The organism is Paenibacillus sp. ALE2, assembly GCF_054113385.1.
This window is the reverse complement of record NZ_CM134213.1, coordinates 4,858,495-4,883,804: the sequence shown is the minus strand read 5'-3', so window position 1 is coordinate 4,883,804 and position 25,310 is coordinate 4,858,495. Positions and strand designations below refer to the sequence as shown.

Genomic DNA, 25,310 nt, shown 5'->3' with positions numbered 1-25,310 from the left:
AAAACTGTGAATGAAAGAGGAGACGTTACATATGAATAAATGTAGCAAACCCGCATTACCGCTGGTTATGCTAGCTTTGGCGATGCTGTTATTATCGGCCTGCGCAGCAGGAAACACGGCTCAAACCACAAATTCATCTGCAAACGGGCAGCAATCTGATGCATCGCAATCAACAACCCAAGAGAAGGCAGTAGAGATTGAGAACATGGGTGTAAAAATGGTATTTCCCGAAGCGCCCAAACGTGCGGTTACATTGAACCAGCATGCGACAGAAGTTATGCTGGCCCTTGGACTGGAATCTTCCATGGTAGGAACCGCCTATTTGGATGATCAGATTTTACCGAAATATAAGACTCAATATGATAAAATCCCGGTTCTAGCCAAACAATATCCGTCCAAAGAGGTGTTTATGGCAGCTGCACCGGATTTTGCCTATGCGGGCTGGAAGAGTGCCTTTAATGATAAAAATCTGGGTTCCCGTGAGGAGCTTGCCCAACAGGGCGTGCAAACCTATATACAGGAATCCTCCAATAAGCCGGGTCCTATATTAGAAGATGTATATCGGGATATACTAAATATTGGACGTATTTTCCGGGTTGAGGAGCGTGCAGAAAAACTGGTAAATGACATTCGTGCACAAGTGCAGTCCATTCAGACTCAAATTGGCACGGTTGAACGGGCACCCAAGGTTTTTGTTTATGACAGCGGCGAAGACAAGCCATTTACGGCTGCCAACAATTATCTGACGTCTTTGATTAAAAGTGTGAAGGCGAAAAATATTTTTGATGATATCGATAAAAGTTTTACGGAAGTAAGCTGGGAAGAGGTCGTGAACCGCAACCCTGATGTTATTATTATTCTCGACTACGGAGATACTTCACTGGCTGATAAAGAAAAGCTTCTGTTGAGCAAGCCCGCGCTGGCTGGTGTTGAAGCGATCAAAAACAAACGATTTGTGGTGCTGCCTCTATCCGCAGCGGCTGAAGGTGTGCGAGCACCGATTGCACTGAAAACCTTGGCAGCAGGCTTGTACCCGGACAAAGTGAAATAAACAAACAAAAGAGTTGCCAAAACATTGACGAACCTTGCCTAAACTGTTAAACTTGCTAATGCGTAAAGGTTACGTTTATCAAGCGCTTATTTTTTTATTACCAAATCGTAATAATTACGGTAGATGGTTTAATGATCATAAACGACCTGGAGAATCTGCGCTATGATGACCGCTCAGATGGCTCCAGGCTTTTTAAAGGAAAAGGAGATTTGCGTCATGTTATTGGCCTCATTGGAACAGGTCACATTTGGCTACGGAGATGTTCCTAACTTGGTAGATGCCAATGTTGAAATTTTTTCCGGAGAATTTGTGGCGATCACTGGACCCAACGGTGCTTCCAAATCGACGATGCTCAAGTTGCTGCTCGGTTTACTTCAGCCTTGGAAGGGCAAAGTGTTTATGTCCGACCGTACAGGTGAAGGTAAAAAGCTCGTTGTCGGATTTGTATCACAACAAATTGCTGCCTTCAATGGAGGATTTCCAAGTACCATCCTGGAATTTGTCCGTTCGGGTAGATATACTCATGGCTCTTGGCTGCGCCGGATGCGGGCTGAGGATCATGATCTGACAGAGCAGGCGCTTCGTCAAGTAGGGATGTGGGATTTACGGCACCGCAAAATCGGCGAATTGTCTGGTGGACAGAAGCAGCGTATTTGTGTGGCAAGGGCACTTGCTCAGGAATCGGATTTGCTCATTTTGGATGAGCCCACGACCGGAATGGATCAGGAAAGCCGACATCACTTCTACGATCTGATGAATCAGCAGGTTAAGGAATATGGAAGAACTGTAGTCATGGTTACCCATGGACTATCGGAAGTACAACATTATCTGGATCGTATTATTGAGCTTGAAAGGAAGGAAGATGGCGGATGGAAATGCTGCACTACGACTTCATGCAGCGGGCATTTTGTGCCGGTGGGGTAATTGCACTGCTGGCCTCGGTGCTTGGAGTATACCTGATGCTACGGCGTCAGGCTCTCATGGCGGACATGCTATCGCATGTATCGCTGGCAGGGGTGGCAGCAGGTGCCTATTTAGGGATTAACCCGACGATAACTGGATTTATTGTTGCGGTGATCGGTGCGATTATTGTTGAATACGTCCGCAGATCTTATAAAACGTATAGTGAGATTTCTGTGGCTATTATTATGGTAGGTGGCCTCTCAACGGCTGTTATTTTAATGAATCTGAATCAGAGCATTAACAAAGGCTTTTCCGCTTATTTGTTTGGTTCGGTAGTAGCCGTCAATCAGACCGAGCTGATGTTGATGATCGTTGTGGCTGTCATCGGAGGTATTTTCTTTTTCGTGTTCCGACGGCCTTTGTACCAGATTACCTTTGATGAAGAAACGGCAAAGACCAATGGTCTTCCTGTCAAGTCTATCTCGTTTGCGTTTAGTATTTTGACTGGGATGATTGTAGCCGCAGCCATGCCGATTGTCGGTGTACTGCTTGTCTCCTCACTAATCGTGTTGCCTGCTGCGCTGGCGATTCGAATTGCACCGAGCTTCGCGGCAGCTATCTGGATATCCATGATCACCGCATTAATCGGCGTATTTATGGGATTAACAGCATCATATGAACTTAGTACACCCCCAGGGGGGACGATTGCTATGGTGCTGTTATTATTCCTGATCGTAGGAGCTAGTATTCAAAAGCTGGTCCGTAAACTTGGCAAGCAACAGGCTTCTCGACGTAAGAATGCGGCAGGTCAGTGAGTTTATAAAAAACTAACACATAAGGAGTTATGAATATGAATACATGGTTCAAAAAATCATTTGTATTGTCTGCGGGGCTAGCACTTATTTTGGCCGGTTGTGGAGCTAAAACTGATCATGCAGCCACGAATACATCCCAAACCGAATCTAATCCAGCACAAACAGCGGACAGTGGTAAAAAGCTGAATGTAGTCACCACTTTTTATCCGATGTATGAATTCACCAAGCAAGTTGCCGGAGACCATGCTAACGTAACCGCGTTGATTCCTGCCGGTGCTGAGCCGCATGATTGGGAGCCAAGCGCCAAGGATATGGCACAGGTTAAGGATGCTGACGTATTTGTATATAACGGGATCGTCGAAGGTTGGGCAGAACAGGCTTTGAGCAGCGCATCGAATGATAAGCGTGTAGTAGTTGAAGCAAGCAAAGGGTTGAACCTGATGGAAGGATCTGCCGAGGAGGAAGAAGGAGAAGAAGCACACGCAGAGGAAGGCCATGATCACGATCATGTGCTGGACCCTCATGTATGGCTTGATCCAGTCTTAGCTCAGAAAGAAGTAGAAGCTATAGAAGCAGGGCTTGTAAAAGCCGATCCTACAAACAAAGCGGACTATGAGAAAAACGCTGATGCTTATATTGCTAAGCTGAAAGAGCTGGATACTGAATTCAAAACGGGTCTGAAAAATGTAAAACGTAAAGACTTTATTACGCAGCATGCTGCTTTTAGCTATTTGGCTAAGCAATATGGTCTGACCCAAGTGCCAATTGCCGGATTATCTCCAGAGCAGGAGCCTACGCCGGACAAGTTGGCAGGTATTATCAAGTTTGCTAAAGATAATAATGTGAAGACAATTTTCTTTGAAACGTTGGTTGATCCGAAGGTTGCTGAGACCGTAGCTACAGAAATTGGTTCGAAAACGGATGTACTGAATCCGCTTGAAGGACTGACGGATGAAGACAAACAAAAGAATCTGGATTACCTTGGTGTGATGAAAAACAATCTGGAGGCTTTGAAAAAAGCTCTGAATGAATAAGCAAACTTTAAACGAATAGTTTAAAAAAAGATGTCGGCATGATACCGATGTCTTTTTTTATATCTGTTTAAGGAGTTGGCCCAATGATTCTTCTCACTTTTGAATTCGCCTGCATAGTGCTAAGGGTTCACTGAATACCTAGTACTTTGTAATCTTTATACTACAGGAATGATTTACGTCATTGCGAAACGTTTTTATTGAAATTAATGCTGTAGTAGCTAGTTTCAAATTCCTTTTATAATTCAATGGTAGCGTTTTTCTTTTTACAGATTCTTTCTATTAATATAACTAGTTTTTTCACCGATATTGAAGTTTGGGCGTGCATATCATATGACAACGGATTGGAGAGGTTAACTTGGCAACAGTTATAATAGTGGATGATTCTTTATTTATGCGTTCTGTGCTTAAGGATATTCTGTTGGATTTAGGTCACTCTGTTATTGCAGAAGCGGAAAATGGATATGATGCAGTTTTGAAATATGCACACTTTCGGCCAGATTTAATTACCATGGATATTAATATGCCTAAAATGGATGGGCTTGAGGCTGTTAAAAAGATTGTAGAGCTTGATCCTAAAGCCAACATCTTAATGTGTTCCGCTTTGGGTCAGCAAGAAGCAATTATACAAGCATTTAAGGCAGGGGCAAAAGATTTTATTGTGAAGCCATTTGAGATGGAAAGGGTCGTGAATGCCGTCACAAAAATGCTGGATAATTAATGAATCAAGCTTTTAATACATAATATTGAACATATTGAAGCGGGAGTTTCATGCTTATTTTTCACGAATATGGAGATGAATAGGATGAGCAATCGAGTATTGTCTCAAAAAGTATTTATAGATGAACTGATCGCTACGATCAAGAGTGGGGGGCTTGTTCCTGTAAATTATGAACACCTCATCAGTGAACAAAGGGGAAAAATGGATGCTCTAAACAATGAACTCACCGTTCGTATAGAGGCATTAGAGACAGATTTAATCTCTGCTTCGACATTTTCCATTCCGTTTGCCAATGGTGAAATTATGTTTCTTGCTCGTTATATTGTACTCATTGGGGATTATACCGAGGGTTACTTTGTATTTTATCGAGCAGAAGACTGCGAAAGTCCAGAAGAATATCAATTTTTAACAAGCTCTTATCAACTTCCACATGTATTGCTCGAATTATCTCACACTTTAAAGGAGCATGGTACTAATGAGCCACTTAATATTTTGACTTATTGGAATGGCCCTGTGTATCCGCTGAAAGATTTGAATAAAGAGGATATTAAGCTGTCCACCTATGAGTTTTAAATCCCTTGAGAGAGGCAACTCCCTCAGGGGATTTTTTTACATTGATAATCAAACGCATGTTCGCATATAATACAAACAAACGTTCTGATGAGGAGTGAAGGATGATGCTGGAGAAATATGTGGGACAGATCGTGGAAATCGTGTATATGGACCGAAAGGGCAAACTGTCTCATCGGCAGATAGAGGTGCATCGTGTGCAGAATGGTTTAATCCGGGCCACCTGTTTGCAAACTGGTCAGCCACGTGTTTTTCGATTAGATCATGTATTGGCATGGCATCCGGTAACCAGAACAGCATAGGAGGGGCTTACGATGGGAAAAAAGCTTGAAGGAAATGGCATATGGGAAAGCTCGCGTATGATTTTGCCTGAGCATCGGGAGGCATATGTAAGACTGATGAAGGAGCAGGGAAGACGCGGCAAGCCGACACTGGACGATCAGGAGATACAGCAGATTGAACAGGCCATTATCGTATCCTATAACGAACGGAAGCCTATTACACTAAGAGTGTTTAATCCGTTTGATGATGAGGAGCTGCGCGGACTGGTTACAGTGATTAACACAAGTCGGCGAGAAGTGAAGCTATCTCGTGGGGAAGAGGATTTTAGCTGGATTAAGTTGGAGGAAATTATCGAGGCGGATATCTAAAAATGGTCGGACTCAGAGTTTTTTTACATGGGTTCTATCGTTTTTTATAATTAAGATTGTAGCTCAGTGAATCCAGATTTACAATAAAACTGTAACTACAAAGGGGGAGTCAATTTGAAAATAAGTAAACATAATGCTGAACATTATATATGGGGAGAACAATGTGATGGTTGGCGCTTGGTGAAAAATGATGATTTGAGTATTATTCATGAGCGCATGCCGGGAAATACACATGAAGTCAGACATTATCATCATCATGCGCGCCAATTTTTCTTTATTTTATCAGGTGCAGCGGTACTTGAAGTGGATGGTGAACGCATCCAATTAGGATCTCAGGAAGGGTGTGAGGTTCTTCCTATGGTGCCTCATCAAATGTTTAATGAAACGAGTGAGGATGTTGAATTTTTGGTTATCTCTCAGCCTGCGAGCAGAGGCGACCGGGTGCTGACCGAAAACTAATATTAGGAGACAGCAGATTCCAAACGTATATAGGTCAAATAATGTTAGAGTATAAAAAACCAGGCTAGCACATGTAAATCAAGTGCCCGACTGGTTTTTTTCTTTAATAGATGCCCGTTGCATCTGCAGGGAGAGCTTTTACGTGATAGAGATAGTTTGTTACACGTTGATCGTCCTCAATCGGGTATCTATAACCATAATGGTTCGCCACCTTCTGGGCAACTTCTCTAAATAAATTACCCATGATAAAAAGAGACTGCCACATATGTTCATAATCTGCATCCGCAAACGTTTGGATGTAGGCCGTCCAATGTTCAGGCTCAAGGTGCTTCTCGAAATATTTTCCCTGCTTACCTGGATCTGCCGTGAAGTTAGTTTGTATACCCATATGCCATTCCAGCATGAAGTGAAGCGCATCTCTTACAGGTCGATCCAACATGAATTTGGCATAGGGAAGCTCATGTCGCCATAATCCTTTAGCCACATAAGTACTGACCCACCAGAATTCGTTGCAGGAATCCGCATAGGTTTGGGCGGTTGGAGGGACCGTCTTATAAGCCTGAAGACTTGGCGGTGGGAAAGGCTCCACCAGGTCGTCTTTATCCAGCAGCAGAACACTTAAGCTGTCTCGGGGCCAATTGGCGATGTTAGTCACAGGGCAGAGGGTAAGATCAATGCGATTGCCATCCGTAAATAACATGAGAAAAGCAAAGCGATCACGGAACGTCACAGTAGGCTCCACATGCTCATCGGGTGTCTGCATAATGATCAATTCTCCAAAGCGGCGAATCCAGTGACGTTCCTGAATAAAGCTGTCCATGGAAGATACGAGAAAGACGATGTCATAATCCTGAAAAATATCTCGTGGAGCATGTGGATTGGCGCGTGAACCATTCATAATCACGGCACGTACCCGTTCATCTTCTTGAGCAAATTGGAGAATGGTATGCAGCATCTCTTGTTCACTTCTCACTATAGTTGTCTCCACAAGCGGTATCGAAAGGAAAAAAACGTAGATAAGACAGCAGTAGAAATAAAGCCCACCAGTTCAAGGATCATCAAGAAAAACGACCTCCTGTAAGTTCTTCTATCTGGGAAAAGTATCCTATCCTTACAATAGCTTATCCACGGAAGCCATTCAACTGAATAAACAGCGGGCAAATTGCTCGTATTCTTGCTGAGCTGGTTGAATAGAAGAATAAAATGCAATTGTTCAGAATTTGTTCAGTGACGAAATTGTATAATATCAAGCAGCAATCATAGATTTATTTCAACAGGAGGAAAGGTATGCATTTTTGCAAGTCTACTAAACGATTCACATGTGCATTAACAGCAGTATCACTAATCTTTTCATCGGCAATTTTAGTGGCGGATGCTGGTGCGGCACCAACCGAACAGCCCAAATTAATCCAAGATGGAACATGGAGCAAGTCTGCCGACGTTTGGATGGATGCACCAGAAAACTATGTTGGCAGATCTTCGGATGCAGTGTTAGGATATTACAGATCAGCGATTCAGTTTAAAATGCCCGAGCTGACTGGGAAGGTTGTAACGAAGGCAACCTTGCGTATTCATATCTCTTCTATCAGCTACAGCTCTAACCAGAATCCTTTTTTGATCGTGTATGGATCGACTGCTGATGTTTGGAGCAGCGGAGCTTTTCCGCTAAACCCGCTGGATCAGCCTTCGGATACGAAAACAGGCTCAGACCTTCAAGTAGGATGGGTTGATTTTGATGTTACCCATTTTGTACAACAACAGACGGATGGTATGGTCTCATTTGCATTGCTTGCCAACGAAGCAGGGAACCCTGGAGACTATTCGGAAATTACATATTCAGCCGATGACAACGGCGTAGATATTCCCCAGTTGATATTGGAAACATCAGCCTCGGCTGTTTCGTCTAAAATGCCTGAGGTAGCCGCTGTGACTACTGAGGAAGATATCCCAACATCTAATATAACCATTACACCAAACCCGCAAGATTCAACGGTAGTGACACATTATCAAATTACGAACATTGTCGGAGGCAGGCTGTATCATAGCGATGGTATCACCGAGATTTCCAACGGAACGTTTATCACAGCAGCAGAAGCTAGGGATGGCGTGAGGTTTGTGCCTATGGCAAACGCCAACAACGCAGCGGGAGATACCTTCTCTTTTGATGTGCAGGCGGCTCAGAGTGCAACGGGTAATGGACTGAGCGATGCCACTAAGGCTGTTGTCCATGTTACGGAAGTAAACGATCCCCCGGCAGCGCAAGACGAAACGCTATCCTCCATTACAGAAGACTCAGGAGAGCGGACAATTCCTTTTGCAGAACTGCTTGCGCATGCGTCTGCCGGTCCGAATGAGAATGGTCAACACCTAACGGTATCCTCAGTCAGCAGCATCGCAGGAGGGGCTGTACGTTTAGATGGAACAAATGTAATTTTTACACCTCAGCCGAATTTTAATGGAACCGCTAGCTTCTCTTTTACCGTCACCGATGATGGAACATCGAACGGCGTCTCAGTCCCGCAGTCGGTGGCCAAGCAAGCCTCTTTTACAGTAAATTCCGTCGCTGATGTCCCTAACGTGACTGATGCTTTGACAGAGGAAGACAAGCAAAGCTTTGACGGTTTGATCATTACTCGTAATCAAGTGGATGGATCTGATGTGTCGTACTTTAGAATCTCCAACATTATTGGTGGAACCCTCTATAAAAATGATGGGGTAATGGAAATCCGAGATGGTCAATTTATTTCTGTAGCGGATGGCGAAGCAGGGCTTAAATTTACGCCAAATCTTTATGCTAACTCTCCGTCAGGTGATCATTTCAGTTTCGACGTACAATCATCACTAGATATGAGCGGAACAGGGATCAGCGAGCCGAACCAAGCCAAAATCACTGTGAGTGAGGTAAACAACAGTCCGATAGCTGTGAATGATACACTACCATCGTTATCGGCAAATGCAGGGGCACAATCTATCGCTATTGATGAACTCTTAGCAAACGACACGGCAGGCCCTGTCAACGAGAGCTTACAACATCTGAGCATCGCATCGGTAGAAAATGCACAAGGTGGGACGGTAGTTCTAGATGGAGCGGTTGTACTATTCACTCCGAATTCAGGCTACCAGGGCCCGGCAAGTTTTGATTATAATGTGATTGATGACGGTACAACGAACGGAGCATTAGATGCGAAGAGTTCAACAGCTACCGTTGCATTCACTATCAACCCAGCACCGACACCAGATCCGGTACCAACACCAGATCCGACGCCAACGCCAGATCCGATACCAACACCAGATCCGGTACCAACGCCAGATCCAGTACCAACACCAGATCCAGTACCAACAGATGATAGTCACACGGAATTGCGTGTTTCTATCAATAATGGTCAAATGCTGGTAGGGGGTACAGAACGGGCTATAGCAAAAGTTGTAAAATCGGACTCTTCAGAGATTGATGTCAGTGAAGAAGCAACTTGGACTTCCAGCAATGCGAATGTCGCTACGGTTACTCAGGGAGAGATTAGAGCACTTTCAGAAGGGAACACGGTAATTTCCGCCACATACAGCGGATATAGCTTTAATGTTCCAGTTATCGTAACAGCTGTTGCTGCTCCCGCACCCAATAATGCTGGCAGTGATTCCAGTAGTTCCAGTGGCGGCGGGTCTGGGCATCGAAACAGGGACCGTTCTAGCGATGATTCCAGCAGCAATACGGCAACATCAGCTGTATCATCTCCATCGGTGACTGTATCTAAAGAACCAGTAACTGTACCTGTATCTGTATCTGAAGAATTGGTGACTGAGCCAACTGCTCCTGTGCAAGACATATTCAACAGTAACGTAGTGGTTGCAGACAACAAAGTACTGCAGAATATAAAGTCCAAAGCAGAATCTGCTTTAAATTTTTCTACTAGTGTTAAACCGTCAGACCTACAAGGACATTGGGCAGAAAAGACGGTCGACACGTTTTCTAAGCTGGGTATCGTAAATGGATATAAGGATGGCAGTTTCAGACCTGATGGTGAAATTACCCGTGCGGAGTTTTCTGCTATCATTTCTAGAATCTTCGATATTAGTGGTGGAAATCAGCCTGTGGCTTTGAACGATATTGGGGATCACTGGGCGCAGGATGCCATAACAAAATTGACCGCAGCTGGAGTATTAAACGGTTATGAGGATGGTACTTTTAAACCGGATCAAACAATTGTCCGTCAAGAAATGGCTGTCATTTTGGCGCGGATCTTGGATTTAGACGGATTGAAAAAGGACACCTCGAATGAAAAAAGCTTCACCGACTTGTCCGCTTCTTTTGCGGCTGATACGATTAAACAATTAGCACAAGCCGGTGTGCTTTCGGGTATAAGTACGAGTCAGTTTGGACCTAAGTATCATGCGTCACGTGCTGAAGCCTTGACTGCGATTTATAATGCACTTAGTTTGAACAGCGAAATTAAAACCGTATTGGAAAGTTTGGAGCAGTAATCTAGAATGATACAGAGGCGAGCCTGTTTGGCTCGTCTTTTTGCTTGATACCTACCGCAAGCATATGCGGGCTCATGCCGATGACAGAATCCTGCTCTTCAACCTGCTGTGCTATATCCAGCAAACGTCTGCGATGAGAAGGAATGGCCCATTTCTCTTCAAATCCGGGTGCAATCCAGACGGGGCCTTCGACACCCAGTACACGAGGCTCCTGCAATCCAGCGGCCTGCCAGTCTGCACGCAAGGCATCCGGTGTATGAAAGTAGGAGCGTGTGATAAAAGAGGGATAAGCCGCCGGTCGTACATGCTGACCATCTGTTAACTCCTGTCTGACCATATCCATGAACGCATCTTCCTCCACAATGGTATTGCACTCGCCGTACACCGATAGCCCCCACAGTAGCGAGCCAAACCTGGAAATAGCCGAAGTAATCAGCGTTCCCCCCTTCTTTAAGACACGCGCTGCTTCTTGCAGTGCTTTTACTCTTTCCTTCTGTTCTGTTAAATGATATAAAGGTCCCATCAATAGCACGATGTCCGCGCTTTCATCTTTACGATCAAGATTTCTGGCATCTGCGATTTCCAGCTTGCTGATGATGGGTTTATTCAGTTGCTGCTGACGAGCGAATTCAATGGCTTGCGAAGAGAGATCGAATAGATGAACTTCATATCCCAGTTCTGCCAGCCACGAAGAGTAGACCCCTACACCGCCGCCGATATCATAAATAACATGAGTGGACTTGCTGAGATAACGGGAAATGATTTCTTTTGATCTTTCCAGCTCTATTTTTCCGATGCCTCGCTCTAATCTGCCTATTTCTGCACCGCCATCATAATAAGCCAGAATTTCATGCGTATCTTTTTCGAACATAGTGGATCTCACCTCATGTAATTGGAATAATATAACATTAACACTTGCGTCATAAACAAGTCTACCGTTTTTGGCCAAGGAAACCATCCATCGAAAGCATTGAGAAAGAAAAGAGCTGTTCCCCAGTAGCTAAAACTACTTTTGGGAACAGCCCGTATTTAAATGATGTTTGTTTCCAGCATGTTTTCGAGATCTTCTTTGGTAAGGTGGTAATGTGTGTTACAAAAATGGCAATGGGCTTCAGCTTGTCCATCGGTACGAATCATGTCTTCTATTTCCTGATTCCCTAAGCTGATAATGGCATTGGTAACTCGTTCTTCTGAGCAGGGACAATGAAATTGTACAGGCATGGTTTCCAGTATGTTCATGTTGCCTTCTCCCAAAATCTTGACCAGAATCTGCTCTGGCGTAAGACCTTCCATGACCATTGCGGAGATGCTCGGAATGCTCTCAATCCGTCTCTCAATAAAACTGATAACCTCTTCCGGTGTACCCGGCATCAGCTGAATAATAAAACCTCCAGCCGCCTGAATGGAGTTATCCGGGTTAACAATAACCCCTGCTCCCACAGAAGAAGGAATTTGTTCGGATTGAACGAGATAAGAGGTGAAATCCTCGCCCAGTTCACCCGATATGAGAGGGACTTGTCCAACAAATGGTTGTTTTAGGCCGATATCTTTGGATACAATCAGCGCTCCATCTGTTCCTACGGCTCTGGCGACATCTAATTTCCCGATCTGATTAAGCTCAAAATGGGTTTGCGGATTTTTTACATAACCTCTAACTTCTCCTTTGGCGTTGGTATCGACAAGAATAGTGCCGATGGGCCCTCCACCGTTAATCCGAATCGTCAGTTTATCCTCATGTTTAAGCATAGCTCCCAGCATCACACCCACCGTCATGGAACGTCCCAATGCAGCCGATGCTGTTGGCCAGGTATAATGACGCTGCTGGGCTTCACTTACCGTTTCCGTTGTTCTCACAGCATAAGCCCGCACCTGGTTATTATAGGCAAGAGCTTTTACTAAATAATCATTCATGTTCATATCCCTTTCTGTTTTTGAAGTTCTTTACAAGACCATTTTTTCTTGAATCCAGTTCTTCAAAGAAGTAATTTTCGCATCATATCCTTCTTTAAAAAAGTCAGCAGAGAGTGACGCGATGGTTTCTCTTTTCAGAACGGCTTTCCAGGAGGCTTCCGCTTCTTCCATCAAATTTGCCAGTAAACAGCACTGATCGTCTTTCTTTAATTCAAGCATATCGTTGTATATACCGCTGGAAGAATAGAGGGTTTGCTGTCCCTCAATCGCCAGATAAATATCAAATACTCGTATATCCTCAGGTTTTTTCTTTAATTTGAATCCGCCCTTGACACCAGGTACAGAAGTAATCAAATCAGAGCTAACCAATTTTCGTAACAGCTTATGAAAATAAGTAGGTGAAGCGCCTAACTGCTGGCTAATGGCCTCTCCAGGTAAAACGGCTTTGTCCGGTAGCATCGTGAGCAGAAGGAGAGCGTAGACAGATTGTTCGACACCTGTTTTCATATGCACTAGCAATCACCTCAATATGTTATAACCAGGCTAACATGGATAATCATTATCCACATAAGAGCATGATAGACGAGCTAATCGTAAAAGTAAACTATTTTTTGATAAATACTAAAAATTAAAATTATTTGCAATTCATAAGACGACGCATTATTATAGTTGATGCATCAATTGATAGGTCAAAGAATTAAGGCGTTGAAAGAAATACGTAAAATAATAGTTTGACAGGAGGTTTATATAAAATGACCACGCGGAATGTTGCACTGTCTATATTAGATCTTGCACCTGTCATTGAAGGCGGTACTCCTGCCGATTCTTTTCGTGATACGGTGGATCTTGCCCAGCATGCTGAGCAATGGGGATACCGACGCTATTGGCTAACGGAGCATCATAATATGCAGGCGGTTGCCAGCGCTGCTACTTCTGTGATCATCGGACATGTGGCTGCACATACCCACAAGATTCGGGTCGGTTCAGGTGGTATTATGCTGGCTAACCATGCTCCACTCATGATTGCGGAGCAGTTTGGAACCTTAGAGTCGCTTTATCCGGGGCGAATTGATCTGGGACTTGGTCGGGCTCCCGGCACGGATCAACCTGCAATGAGAGCATTGCGGCGAGGGCTGCACACCACGGGGGAAGATTTCCCCGAGCAACTGAATGAACTCCGCTCTTACCTGAATCCAGCGTTAAACGGAGCCGTGCCGGGGGTGAGAGCGATTCCAGGAGAAGGGATGGATATACCTATCTGGTTGTTGGGCTCAAGCGGATTCAGTGCTCAGCTGGCAGGTCAGCTTGGGCTGCCGTTTGCGTTCGCTAGCCACTTTGCCCCGGCTCATTTGCTACAGGCGCTGGAATTGTATCACCGTAATTTCCGGCCGTCCAAGGCACTGGATCAACCGTATGTGATGGTTGGTGTGAATGTGGTTGCTGCAGATTCTGATGAAGAAGCACAACGGCTTTTTACTTCACAAGAACAACAATTTTTAAATGTGCTGCGCGGACATAGCGGAGGACTAAAACCACCAGTCGATGACATGGATAAGCTTTGGAGTGAGCAGGAGAAGGAGATGGTTCGTGGTAATATGCTGGGGTATTCAGCAATCGGTAGTCCTGACACAGTCAAGCAAAGGCTGGATTTTATAATCAACCAGACGAGAGCCAATGAGTTGATTACCACCGCTCAGGTATATGATCATCAGGCACGTTTGCGTTCGTACGAGTTGCTAGCTCAAGTGATGCGCATGGATGGGTAAATAATTGAGTTAAACAAACGAGGCTGTGCCAGAGAGGTTCTTATAACCGATTCTGACACGGCCTTATTATATTTTTAAAAGCTTATACTTAAGAATAAACTAGGTTTGGTGCATTTGCACGTGTACAGTAGCTGTTGATCAAATAACTATCGTAAGTGACAAGGCTTTATTATGATAATCGTATAATTTCCAGAACGTGTCCACAAAGCTTTGACTATATATGGTTGTTGTCAGGTCGGTTTCCGGTTGCTCGGACAGCAAGCATTGCGGTCGTATCGTTCACCAACCAGCAGGTTAAGGAACGGAGGCTTGTCAGGATCAACCTGATTACGCATCGAGTGACCCGCTATAACCTGTAAATAAGTATGGCTTGAGAAGAGAGAGAGCTTGTTCATCCAACTGCACATGCCAGTCGATAAAAGACCATTATTCTTCGGTATAATTTACATTTTGCAATCCATTGAGCAGGATCTCTTCGACTAGAACCCTACAGGTATAAATTGCATATAATATCAAGCAAGTTGATCCATAAGCTTTGAGTTTGAAGGGGAAGAACACGCGATAATTCATGTAATGCGTTATGCTGAGAATGAAGAACAGAACTCCCGTTTTTTTAAGAACTATGATAATAATGGCGGATCAATACTATATTTTCAATAATCATCCAACTGATGACTCTTTATCCATATTAAAGGGTAATATTGAAGTTAATAAGACAGATTTGAAGTAAATGGTAATATTATCCCTAATGGAAATGAAATAATTCTTGATTCTTTTACGGATAGCCACCCCTCATATTAAGTAAGAATTCCCTATTAGGAGGGTCTGATACCGGAAGTTCAATCGCTCCCAGTCTACAAACTCACTGTTCATGCCAGAGGATTACCTGCTTGTGAATCGGCGGCGAATTACATATTTAATAAAATCTTCATAATTGTAGGGATTATTCGCTATGCTGTATTGGAAACTCGACCATTGAAGCCACAGATATATGGGAAGCGCCTGTGAAGTGCAGCTTTAGGGAGCAGTGACTTCAAGAAAGGGGGAAGATATGGATCTCTTTGATTCTCAGATTCAATCTTATACTAACCGGCGTCTTGCTGTGATTGATACAAAGTTTCCATGGAAACTGAGTGGTTTTCGATATTGGGAGAACTTGAATATATTCCAGCAAAGGCCTGATACATTATTCTTTGCAACCGAACCTAATGATGATTATTTTCCGTGTAAAGTTTTTCCTTTTTCTGATTTTATGAAAGTTGCGGTGTCTGAGGGGGTTACAGATGTATATTGTGTTTTTTTAAATTTAACACTTAGTTTGCTTGGACATTGCTTTCTTCCGGATGGAAGTTATTTGCCAGGAGCAAATCCTAATCTTAATATCAAGCCATTCTTAGATGAGCGAAATATCCATCTTCATGCTACCTTATACCCAGGTGGCGGATTGGATCCATGGACCAAAAAAGAGTTTCTTTCTATTGCAGGACAACATTGCTCGACTGTATTCACAAACATTAATGAAGTCATGGAAGCGATTGTTGGAAGTATTTATTATCCCGTTGTGATTAATACCGACTTATATATATTTAAACATAAGAAAGTTGAAAAGCCGATACAGTTGACATTTTGTGCTTTTAATGCTATTAGAAAAGGTTTCCCCATTATGGCAGATGCATTTAATCGACTTACGGATGATTTTCATCTTAATCTAATTGGTGATTGGGAAGACCGATTACATTTATTGGAAAATAAGAATTATACATTCTATGGTCTACTTTCCCCTGAAGAATTAAAGCCAGTGTATGAACGAACTCATATATTTCTAAATTGCAGTGTTCCGGATGGATTTGCATTAGATGGTTTTCCAACCACGGCTGCCGTTGATGCACTATCGACAGGATGTATACTTGTTACGACAAACCCCCGAAATGATAGATTTATTCTTGAGGAAGGTAAGGACTATTTTGAAGTTGAACCTAACGGGTACGCAATTTCTGAAAGATTATTTTGGATTCAGAATCACTTTGAAGAAGCACTGATTGTTGGGAAAAATGGTTCGAATAAGGTGAAAAGTAAATTTCAGGCTAGTCAAATAGTGAAATCAAAGCTTGCTAACATATTTAAATAACTTGTTGATAAACAGTCTGTAGAAGTGTTATAGCATGATGGAAATGGTATGGGTAACAGGATGAGTGCGCCCCTCTCTCTTAGAGGGTTCTTTATATTTCGGAAAGGGGACGGGGCAAGCCTTTCAATTCCAAACTTGAGAACCGACGATAGATAGAGGCTTGGTCGGATCGAATGACAGAATAAGTATCTTATTTTAATAGGTAAACAAACAATCATATTTAACTAATTATTAATATAATAATGGAAATCCTAATGTCTTTTGCTATTTCCATTCTAGTACGTCTAGTTGATTTAATGGATTATTACTAATCAGTAAAGGAGGGTCAACTAATGACATTATTAACAACTGGACCTATTGAGAACAGTCCTGTTAGTGGGGTTAGGACGATTCAACAGGTCACCGTTAAAATGGTTAACCGTGATTTAGTCAATTCTTCAACAATATTAATCCAGGGATACGTTTTAGACGGTTTACGAACATTGTTTGTACTAGAAGTAATAGCGCTAGCCCCCAATGCAGTTGCTACGAGAAATTATACAGTAAATTTCAATGCATATGAGTTTGTTTTTACCACAAGCGGTTTGGCAGAAGAAAGTACTGATATTTCTGTATGGGGAAAAAACGAGAGTGGTGCAATTATTGGTGCTCAGCGTATTGTTGCGGATGAGCAGTTAGAGTCTTAAAACTCAACAAATGTACAGAGAGAAAGCCACAATCATATCACATGTTTTAGAAATAAAATAGAGGGAGCATGATCTTGAGAAAGATCTCATTGTTCACAAGAAAGTTTGCTTTTACTAGAAAGGAGGGAGTATCTAAATGTCAGTATTATCAACTGGCCCCATTGCAAACGATCCTGTTCTTGGAGTCAGACCCACCCAACTGGTGACGGTAAAAATCGATAACCGGGATTCTGTTGATTCTTCAATTGTTTTGATCGAGGGTTTCGCTTTAAATGGCAGCAGAACATTATATGTACAAGAACAAGTAATAGTGGGACCAAATGCGGTTTTTACAAGGAACTATTTTGCAGATTTAAATGCATTTGAATTCGTTTTTACCACAAGCGGAGCAGCAGAAAATGAAACTCAAATTTCTGTTTGGGGTAAAGATACATTTGGGCAATTAGTGCCCGCCCACCGATTAGTTTCTGATGAGCTTTTAGGAACAGGGTTAGCTGGCCCGCAAGGCGACCAAGGGCCTCAGGGAGTTCAAGGCGTACAAGGTGACCAAGGCCCACAGGGAGTCCAAGGCGACCAGGGACCACAAGGAGTTCAAGGTGATCAAGGCCCTCAAGGAGCCCAAGGTGACCAAGGCTCTCAAGGAGTCCAAGGTGATCAAGGACCACAAGGCGTTCAAGGAGATCAAGGCCCACAAGGAGTCCAAGGCGACCAGGGACCACAAGGAGTCCAAGGCGATCAAGGTCCTCAGGGTGTCCAAGGAGTTCAAGGACCACAAGGAGTCCAAGGAGATCAAGGCCCTCAAGGAGTCCAAGGTGATCAAGGACCTCAAGGTGCCCAAGGTGATCAAGGACCACAAGGAGTCCAAGGCGATCAGGGACCACAGGGCGTTCAAGGTGATCAAGGACCACAAGGAGTCCAAGGCGATCAGGGACCACAGGGCGTTCAAGGTGATCAAGGCCCTCAAGGTGTCCAAGGTGATCAAGGACCTCAAGGAGTTCAAGGTGATCAAGGTGATCAAGGACCTCAAGGAGTTCAAGGTGACCAAGGCCCTCAAGGCGTTCAAGGTGACCAAGGACCACAGGGTGTTCAAGGCGACCAAGGACCACAGGGAATCCAAGGTGATCAGGGCCCTCAAGGAGTTCAAGGTGATCAAGGACCTCAAGGAGTTCAAGGTGACCAAGGCCCTCAAGGAGTCCAAGGTGATCAAGGACCACAAGGCGTTCAAGGAGATCAAGGCCCACAAGGAGTCCAAGGCGACCAGGGACCACAAGGAGTCCAAGGCGATCAAGGTCCTCAGGGTGTCCAAGGAGTTCAAGGACCACAGGGAGTCCAAGGTGATCAGGGACCTCAAGGAGATCAAGGACCACAAGGAGTCCAAGGCGATCAAGGTCCTCAGGGTGTCCAAGGAGTTCAAGGACCACAGGGAGTCCAAGGTGATCAGGGACCTCAAGGAGATCAAGGACCACAAGGAGTCCAAGGAGATCAAGGCCCTCAAGGAGTCCAAGGTGATCAAGGACCTCAAGGTGCCCAAGGTGATCAAGGCCCACAAGGAGTCCAAGGCGATCAGGGACCACAGGGCGTTCAAGGTGATCAAGGACCTCAAGGAGTCCAAGGTGACCAAGGCCCTCAAGGAGTCCAAGGTGATCAAGGCCCTCAAGGAGTTCAAGGTGATCAGGGACCACAGGGTGTTCAAGGAGATCAAGGACCACAGGGTGTCCAAGGAGATCAAGGCCCTCAAGGTGTTCAAGGTGACCAGGGACCACAAGGAGTCCAAGGTGACCAAGGCCCTCAAGGTGTTCAAGGTGATCAAGGCCCTCAGGGAGTTCAAGGCCCACAAGGAGTCCAGGGCGACCAAGGACCTCAAGGCGTACAGGGTGACCAAGGACCACAGGGTGTTCAAGGCGACCAAGGACCACAGGGAATCCAAGGTGATCAGGGACCTCAAGGCGTTCAAGGAGCCCAAGGTGACCAAGGCCCTCAAGGAGTTCAAGGTGACCAAGGACCACAGGGTGTTCAAGGCGACCAAGGACCACAAGGCGTACAAGGTGATCAAGGACCTCAAGGAGTTCAAGGTGACCAAGGCCCTCAAGGAGTCCAAGGTGACCAAGGCCCTCAAGGAGTCCAAGGCGATCAGGGACCACAGGGAATCCAAGGTGATCAGGGACCTCAAGGAGATCAAGGACCACAAGGAGTCCAAGGTGATCAGGGACCTCAAGGAGATCAAGGACCACAAGGAGTCCAAGGAGATCAAGGACCACAGGGAGCCCAAGGCCCTCAAGGCGTACAGGGTGACCAAGGTCCTCAGGGTGTCCAAGGAGACCAAGGACCACAGGGCGTTCAAGGTGATCAAGGCCCTCAAGGTGTCCAAGGTGATCAGGGACCACAAGGAGTCCAAGGCGACCAAGGCCCTCAAGGAGTCCAAGGTGATCAAGGACCACAAGGAGTCCAAGGCGACCAAGGCCCACAAGGTGTCCAAGGTGATCAGGGACCACAAGGAGTCCAAGGCGACCAAGGCCCTCAAGGAGTCCAAGGCGATCAGGGACCACAGGGCGTTCAAGGTGATCAAGGCCCTCAAGGTGTCCAAGGTGATCAAGGCCCTCAAGGTGTCCAAGGCGACCAGGGACCACAAGGAGTCCAAGGCGATCAAGGTCCTCAGGGTGTCCAAGGAGTTCAAGGACCACAGGGAGTCCAAGGCGATCAAGGACCTCAAGGAGTTCAAGGTGACCAAGGCCCTCAAGGAGTCCAAGGTGACCAAGGCCCTCAAGGAGTCCAAGGCGATCAGGGACCACAGGGCGTTCAAGGTGAACAAGGCCCTCAAGGAGTCCAAGGTGATCAAGGACCTCAAGGAGTCCAAGGCGACCAAGGCCCTCAAGGCGTTCAAGGAGATCAAGGCCCACAAGGAGTCCAAGGCGACCAGGGACCACAAGGAGTCCAAGGCGATCAAGGTCCTCAGGGTGTCCAAGGAGACCAAGGCCCTCAAGGAGTCCAAGGTGACCAAGGCCCTCAAGGAGTCCAAGGTGACCAAGGCCCTCAAGGAGTTCAAGGTGATCAGGGACCACAGGGTGTTCAAGGAGATCAAGGACCACAGGGTGTCCAAGGAGATCAAGGCCCTCAAGGTGTTCAAGGTGACCAGGGACCACAAGGAGTCCAAGGTGACCAAGGCCCTCAAGGTGTTCAAGGTGATCAAGGCCCTCAGGGAGTTCAAGGCCCACAAGGAGTCCAGGGCGACCAAGGACCTCAAGGCGTACAGGGTGACCAAGGACCACAGGGTGTTCAAGGCGACCAAGGACCACAGGGAATCCAAGGTGATCAGGGACCTCAAGGCGTTCAAGGAGCCCAAGGTGACCAAGGCCCTCAAGGAGTTCAAGGTGACCAAGGACCACAGGGTGTTCAAGGCGACCAAGGACCACAGGGAATCCAAGGTGACCAAGGACCACAGGGTGTCCAAGGAGACCAAGGCCCTCAAGGAGTCCAAGGTGACCAAGGCCCTCAAGGAGTCCAAGGTGACCAAGGCCCTCAAGGAGTTCAAGGTGATCAGGGACCACAGGGTGTTCAAGGAGATCAAGGACCACAGGGTGTCCAAGGAGATCAAGGCCCTCAAGGTGTTCAAGGTGACCAGGGACCACAAGGAGTCCAAGGTGACCAAGGCCCTCAAGGTGTTCAAGGTGATCAAGGCCCTCAGGGAGTTCAAGGCCCACAAGGAGTCCAGGGCGACCAAGGACCTCAAGGCGTACAGGGTGACCAAGGACCACAGGGTGTTCAAGGCGACCAAGGACCACAGGGAATCCAAGGTGATCAGGGACCTCAAGGCGTTCAAGGAGCCCAAGGTGACCAAGGCCCTCAAGGAGTTCAAGGTGACCAAGGACCACAGGGTGTTCAAGGCGACCAAGGACCACAGGGAATCCAAGGTGACCAAGGACCACAGGGTGTTCAAGGCGACCAAGGACCACAGGGAATCCAAGGTGACCAAGGACCTCAAGGAGTTCAAGGTGATGAGGGCCCTCAAGGTGTCCAAGGTGACCAAGGACCACAAGGAGTCCAAGGTGATCAAGGACCTCAAGGCGTACAGGGTGACCAAGGCCCTCAGGGTGTCCAAGGAGATCAAGGCCCTCAAGGAGTTCAAGGTGACCAGGGACCACAAGGAGTCCAAGGTGACCAAGGCCCTCAAGGAGTTCAAGGTGTTCAAGGTGACCAAGGCCCTCAGGGAGTTCAAGGCCCACAAGGAGTCCAGGGCGACCAAGGACCTCAAGGCGTACAGGGTGACCAAGGACCACAGGGCGTTCAAGGTGATCAGGGACCACAAGGAGTCCAAGGCGACCAAGGACCTCAAGGAGTTCAAGGCCCTCAGGGAGTCCAAGGCGATCAAGGCCCTCAGGGAGTCTAAGGACCGCAAGGTGACCAAAGGCCTCTATAAGCTTAAGGTATAATTAGAAAAAGAACCCAAAAGTTATTTCATAACTTTTGGGTTCTCAGGCTGTCGAGAAACCCCCTGTTTTTTTGCAGGGGGTTTAAAACTGTCTTAGTGGTCTAAAAACTAGAGTCCTCAGATCGTTTTAAATCGATTTTTGTTTTAAAAGATGCGTCTACCCATATAAAAATAGAAGTGATCGAAAAGTCCTCTGGACTTTCTCGACACTCTAAGCAGCTCCTGCATCTGCAGGAGCTGCTTTTTGAAATATCATAGAAACAAATATTAAAAATAGGCTAATATTGAGTTGAATATTGTGGGCCCTCCCATAAACTGTTGTGATACCGGAAAGATGTGACCAAGTATGATCATCCTAAGGGTTTTCAAAAATTTTTTGCACGATAGTTCACAAATTCTCCAAAGGGGGACTGATTGATGAATCTTCACTGGAATATACGCATGTTGAATGCTGCAAATTGGCGACTACGAAGAGCAATACGCCTTTTAAAACTGAAAAGGTTCGAAAAAGCTGAATATGCATTTTAACCACTATAGTTATTCTCAATGGTACGTTGAATTACTTAAATAAATGTAAGAAGACTAAACACCCTCGGAAAATATCGGGGGAGAAAAAATAGTAAACGAGGAAGATTGCAAAAAAGGTGCGTAAGAAAAGTGAATTTGGTTTTAAGGGAACTGAAAGAGCTAAACGCTATGCTGAACAGAGAAAGATAATATTTGTCAAGAAAGGAGTTGCAAGATCCTTACTTCCACTTGGTAAATCATTAAGATATATCGATAGACTTGAAAACTCAAAAATAAAGGACCCGACTGGAGCTGCTGGAGCAACAGGAGTGACTAGGGCAACTGGAGCCATCGGATCTTTCCAACAGTTTCAGGTATCGGAGAATACGCCAAATACGACAGGAAGTTCAGCAATTCCGAAACGTCAGTTGCAACTACATTAAAAACAATAACAATTATAGGGGTTCCAACAGGGAGTCGAGTTTGGTTAACAGGAATCGTCGGATGGGAGGCTACAACAGGTAATACATCATAGCGGCAGGCAGAAGGGATTGAGATAGCGCGGGCAAGGGGTGTTATGTTTGGGAGACCCCGGCAGCCCTTTGATGAAGCGGCGTTTATTAGACTCTATGAAGAATGGAAGGCTGGCCGAATAACAGCAACGGCGGCTTACAGCAATCTGGACTAACGAAGCCTACCTTTTATCGCCGTGTGAAGGAATATGAAGAGTCGTTAGCTAATTAAATTTTACCTTGAGGAAATGTTTATTGATGTTCTTTGTTAATGAGGCCCATAGAAAGAACTATGAATCTCTATTAGAATTCTATGCAAGCAGCCTACCAAGCATTGAATATGAAGTAGCTTGTTATATCTTGGCTTTGCCCGAAGTTTTAAAGAGGATACCTGAAGAACACAGCTTTAAATTTGCTTTTGATTGGGTGCATCATTGGGAAGATGAGAATGATGAAAGCACTAAACGCTTATCTGATGCTATTTTTACATGGATGATCCATACAAATATTTGGTGTTTGCGGGGATGCACATGTATAACGGTGAAATTTTTAGATTTAATAACGGTCTTGATAACTGGAACGACACTCACTTTCAAGTCTTTTTGTAGGCATGTAAGATTAGAGAAAAGTTATAATTACGAACACTATTTGAATAAATTGGTTCTTTAGAAGAATTGGAAATGAGGGGTTAGATATTCTCCTCTCATGCTACAACATATTGAATAAGGAAAGTGTATTGTAGGGACTTTAAAAAGCAGAAAGCCCATCTGAAGGAGAGACGAACTTTATTGGACACATTAACTTTTGGTGTATTATTATAGCTGCTGCCAGACCAATCATTTGTAACTGTTAATCTATTATCTTGTTCAAAGGGATAGGCATTCCAGGAGTCATCTGTTATACTTGTGTATTCTTGATTGCCATGCCATATTGCCAATTCACTTTTCTCAGAACAAATGGTTCTTTTGTTACTTCGCTTAATGAGGTTGGATCCACAAGTCCCCATCAATAACCATCAAGCACTCTACGCCCATCATTATTATTTATTACAGCAATGGTCTAGGAAGGTGCAATGTTGTATCTGGGTGCGTGCTCAGTGATCATTCTTTAAAGTTGACGGATCTCACAAGAAACCAAAATAAGGTATTCATAATCGTAAAAGATTCTGAAGAAATGATAGGGATGAGAAGACTTGAATCTGGTATGTCAGTAAACAACGAATTTTTTTCTGATATTGTCAGGTATGAGCACGAAACTATAAGCGGAACGACCATAATAAACTCGAATGTTAGTTCACCTATATTTTGGAGCTGTAACCTGCATCATCTTGTATTTGATACCTGCGATCTTACGAATGCGAGATTTTTTGCCGGTAGTACAATTGATAATTGTACATTTATTCGTTCCGACTTGCGCTCTGTCGGCATTGCCAGAGACGAAGCTGTTTTCACCAATTGCGAATTTTCCTCCTGCGATATGAGAGGGATGACATTGGAGAATGCTACGTTTATCGACTGTACTTTTTATAAATGTAGATTCAAGGACCGGATTTTACAAGCGGCGAATATCGTCAATTGTTCCTTTACCGGCAAGCTAGTGGATATTACGTTTGAGGGAAATGGCAAACAAAAGCTAATCGCCAATTTTGAAAACTGCATCCTTGACGGTGTTCGTTTTGTGAGCTGTGACCTGACGCAATGTATTCCGCCAAAATCCAAAAACCATCTGTATGTTGAACAGGTATCCGCACGTTTGAAAAATGCTTTAACGAAGATAGGCGATGACCCTAATCTATCTGACGATGATCGGAAAGTACTGGTACGCAGTCTGCGCAAGCTTGAGCATATGGAACAATATATTTTTAACACGGCGCATATGAAGAAAATATATGGTGATGTTTTTGTTGAGCGATTTTTCAGTAGTCTGGAATGTAACAATGCGTAAACCTAAACAATAGAAATTATATAGGATTACGACGGGAACAGTATATATGTAAAAGGAGTCCACTGGAGATCATTACCTCGGCGAATCACTGTATGGTAGTTGATATAGTATATTATGTTAAATTGAACAGCATACTACTTTGAAAAGAAAGAGCATCCGCCGTCGTAGCCCTGCTGATGCTCTTTTTTCATGCGTACATAATCCACATCCACCTTGGCTTCATCCCATTTCACCTTGAAAATCCGTGCCGATTCCGCTTTGATCGGATGCTAACAATGGAACTGATCTCATATTTGTTGATTTAAAACCAATAATAGGGTAGAAGATATTTGAACAACACTGAAAACAGGGTAGAGGCATAGATGATGCTATTTACACAATACAGGGCTAAAATTGTGAGGATTCTAGTATTTAAGATTCAAAACTTAAGCAGCAGCTTGCAAATTATGGCGATCTTAAGGAATAAGAGTTTGGAATATGGGGTGCAATGAAGTGGAAAATGCAGAAAGATAGTGCGGAGGATTTACGGCTTGTCATTGAGTACGTGGAGCTGCCCTTTTTGTTGACGATACTGGAGCACCATCAATTGGAGGATCGTAGTATTACGGCCAAGTATCTTTGCCGGGGGTACACACGAACTAAGACTACTCTGGAGCAAAGTCAAAGTAGATACAGAAATACGGCTTGCGAATATTTGGGCATAGATATCAGCTCACTAAATGTCTGAAGCTTATTCAAGATGGGGGGATTT

General features: G+C 44.7%; 23 protein-coding genes. 18 read left to right on the top strand and 5 right to left on the bottom strand.

Features of this window, described 5'->3' with window-relative positions; all coding sequences use genetic code 11:
- The first annotated feature begins 31 nt into the window (after positions 1 to 31).
- The 9 genes from ACXHJ1_RS20860 to ACXHJ1_RS20820 all read left to right on the top strand — a co-directional run bounded on the left by ACXHJ1_RS20860 (position 32) and on the right by ACXHJ1_RS20820 (position 6,200).
- Complete coding sequence (locus ACXHJ1_RS20860) at positions 32 to 1,051, top strand: ABC transporter substrate-binding protein (protein ID WP_457905160.1); 1,020 nt, start codon at positions 32 to 34, stop codon at positions 1,049 to 1,051.
- Positions 1,052 to 1,267: 216 nt separating this feature from the next.
- Complete coding sequence (locus tag ACXHJ1_RS20855) at positions 1,268 to 1,975, top strand: metal ABC transporter ATP-binding protein (RefSeq protein ID WP_170973163.1); 708 nt, start codon at positions 1,268 to 1,270, stop codon at positions 1,973 to 1,975.
- The gene (locus tag ACXHJ1_RS20850; RefSeq protein ID WP_016818447.1) at positions 1,921 to 2,769 is read left to right on the top strand and encodes a metal ABC transporter permease; all 849 of its coding nucleotides are present in this window, start codon (positions 1,921 to 1,923) and stop codon (positions 2,767 to 2,769) included. The genes ACXHJ1_RS20855 and ACXHJ1_RS20850 overlap by 55 nt, the downstream gene beginning before the upstream one ends.
- Before the next feature lie 35 nt (positions 2,770 to 2,804).
- On the top strand, positions 2,805 to 3,803 hold the full coding sequence (locus ACXHJ1_RS20845; protein WP_107735284.1) for a metal ABC transporter substrate-binding protein: 999 nt from the start codon (positions 2,805 to 2,807) through the stop codon (positions 3,801 to 3,803).
- Between the two features lie 355 nt (positions 3,804 to 4,158).
- Complete coding sequence (locus ACXHJ1_RS20840) at positions 4,159 to 4,521, top strand: response regulator (protein WP_014599711.1); 363 nt, start codon at positions 4,159 to 4,161, stop codon at positions 4,519 to 4,521.
- A gap of 84 nt (positions 4,522 to 4,605) precedes the next feature.
- On the top strand, positions 4,606 to 5,094 hold the full coding sequence (locus ACXHJ1_RS20835; RefSeq protein WP_016818449.1) for a hypothetical protein: 489 nt from the start codon (positions 4,606 to 4,608) through the stop codon (positions 5,092 to 5,094).
- Positions 5,095 to 5,198: 104 nt separating this feature from the next.
- On the top strand, positions 5,199 to 5,393 hold the full coding sequence (locus ACXHJ1_RS20830) for a hypothetical protein (RefSeq protein WP_017428465.1): 195 nt from the start codon (positions 5,199 to 5,201) through the stop codon (positions 5,391 to 5,393).
- A gap of 12 nt (positions 5,394 to 5,405) precedes the next feature.
- Entirely contained in the window at positions 5,406 to 5,741 is a 336-nt protein-coding gene (locus ACXHJ1_RS20825) for a YolD-like family protein (protein ID WP_016818450.1), read from the top strand.
- Positions 5,742 to 5,855: 114 nt separating this feature from the next.
- Positions 5,856 to 6,200 carry a cupin domain-containing protein gene (locus ACXHJ1_RS20820; protein ID WP_457905159.1) on the top strand — a complete coding sequence of 115 codons (345 nt, stop codon included), beginning with the start codon at positions 5,856 to 5,858 and terminating at the stop codon, positions 6,198 to 6,200.
- A gap of 103 nt (positions 6,201 to 6,303) precedes the next feature.
- Here ACXHJ1_RS20820 and ACXHJ1_RS20815 read toward each other — a convergent pair whose 3' ends face one another.
- On the bottom strand, positions 6,304 to 7,173 hold the full coding sequence (locus ACXHJ1_RS20815) for an aminoglycoside 6-adenylyltransferase (RefSeq protein WP_090891575.1): 870 nt from the start codon (positions 7,171 to 7,173) through the stop codon (positions 6,304 to 6,306).
- 314 nt (positions 7,174 to 7,487) lie between these two features.
- On the opposite strand from ACXHJ1_RS20815, the gene ACXHJ1_RS20810 reads away from it, so the two are divergent.
- Positions 7,488 to 10,679 (top strand): S-layer homology domain-containing protein, encoded by a 3,192-nt coding sequence (locus ACXHJ1_RS20810; RefSeq protein ID WP_457905158.1) that lies wholly within the window; start codon positions 7,488 to 7,490, stop codon positions 10,677 to 10,679.
- A 1-nt stretch (position 10,680) separates the two neighbouring features.
- On the opposite strand, the gene ACXHJ1_RS20805 is transcribed toward ACXHJ1_RS20810, so the two are convergent.
- The 3 genes from ACXHJ1_RS20805 to ACXHJ1_RS20795 form a co-directional block, all read right to left on the bottom strand.
- Positions 10,681 to 11,550 (bottom strand): class I SAM-dependent methyltransferase, encoded by an 870-nt coding sequence (locus ACXHJ1_RS20805; RefSeq protein WP_017428468.1) that lies wholly within the window; start codon positions 11,548 to 11,550, stop codon positions 10,681 to 10,683.
- Between the two features lie 158 nt (positions 11,551 to 11,708).
- A complete protein-coding gene (gene hslO / locus ACXHJ1_RS20800) occupies positions 11,709 to 12,590 on the bottom strand; it encodes an Hsp33 family molecular chaperone HslO (protein WP_457905157.1) in 882 nt (293 codons plus the stop codon).
- A 30-nt stretch (positions 12,591 to 12,620) separates the two neighbouring features.
- On the bottom strand, positions 12,621 to 13,097 hold the full coding sequence (locus ACXHJ1_RS20795; protein WP_016818455.1) for an RrF2 family transcriptional regulator: 477 nt from the start codon (positions 13,095 to 13,097) through the stop codon (positions 12,621 to 12,623).
- Positions 13,098 to 13,342: 245 nt separating this feature from the next.
- Between ACXHJ1_RS20795 and ACXHJ1_RS20790 the strand changes: the two genes are divergently transcribed.
- The 7 genes from ACXHJ1_RS20790 (at position 13,343) to ACXHJ1_RS20760 (ending at position 24,559) form a co-directional block, all read left to right on the top strand.
- A complete protein-coding gene (locus ACXHJ1_RS20790) occupies positions 13,343 to 14,356 on the top strand; it encodes an LLM class flavin-dependent oxidoreductase (RefSeq protein WP_019687124.1) in 1,014 nt (337 codons plus the stop codon).
- A gap of 1,051 nt (positions 14,357 to 15,407) precedes the next feature.
- Entirely contained in the window at positions 15,408 to 16,484 is a 1,077-nt protein-coding gene (locus ACXHJ1_RS20785) for a glycosyltransferase (RefSeq protein ID WP_107735286.1), read from the top strand.
- Positions 16,485 to 16,816: 332 nt separating this feature from the next.
- Complete coding sequence (locus tag ACXHJ1_RS20780; protein WP_107735287.1) at positions 16,817 to 17,170, top strand: hypothetical protein; 354 nt, start codon at positions 16,817 to 16,819, stop codon at positions 17,168 to 17,170.
- A 542-nt stretch (positions 17,171 to 17,712) separates the two neighbouring features.
- Entirely contained in the window at positions 17,713 to 21,597 is a 3,885-nt protein-coding gene (locus ACXHJ1_RS20775) for a hypothetical protein (protein ID WP_457905156.1), read from the top strand.
- 643 nt (positions 21,598 to 22,240) lie between these two features.
- The gene (locus tag ACXHJ1_RS20770; protein ID WP_181323701.1) at positions 22,241 to 22,546 is read left to right on the top strand and encodes a hypothetical protein; all 306 of its coding nucleotides are present in this window, start codon (positions 22,241 to 22,243) and stop codon (positions 22,544 to 22,546) included.
- A gap of 327 nt (positions 22,547 to 22,873) precedes the next feature.
- On the top strand, positions 22,874 to 23,284 hold the full coding sequence (locus ACXHJ1_RS20765) for a DUF2538 family protein (protein WP_107735275.1): 411 nt from the start codon (positions 22,874 to 22,876) through the stop codon (positions 23,282 to 23,284).
- A 504-nt stretch (positions 23,285 to 23,788) separates the two neighbouring features.
- Complete coding sequence (locus tag ACXHJ1_RS20760) at positions 23,789 to 24,559, top strand: pentapeptide repeat-containing protein (RefSeq protein ID WP_308810698.1); 771 nt, start codon at positions 23,789 to 23,791, stop codon at positions 24,557 to 24,559.
- Positions 24,560 to 24,693: 134 nt separating this feature from the next.
- Here the strand turns inward: ACXHJ1_RS20760 and ACXHJ1_RS20755 are convergent, their stop codons facing one another.
- Positions 24,694 to 24,792, bottom strand: coding sequence for a hypothetical protein (locus ACXHJ1_RS20755; RefSeq protein WP_243236354.1), 99 nt, complete (start codon positions 24,790 to 24,792; stop codon positions 24,694 to 24,696).
- Between the two features lie 254 nt (positions 24,793 to 25,046).
- On the opposite strand from ACXHJ1_RS20755, the gene ACXHJ1_RS20750 reads away from it, so the two are divergent.
- Positions 25,047 to 25,286 carry a hypothetical protein gene (locus ACXHJ1_RS20750; RefSeq protein WP_107735274.1) on the top strand — a complete coding sequence of 80 codons (240 nt, stop codon included), beginning with the start codon at positions 25,047 to 25,049 and terminating at the stop codon, positions 25,284 to 25,286.
- The last annotated feature ends 24 nt before the right edge of the window (positions 25,287 to 25,310 follow it).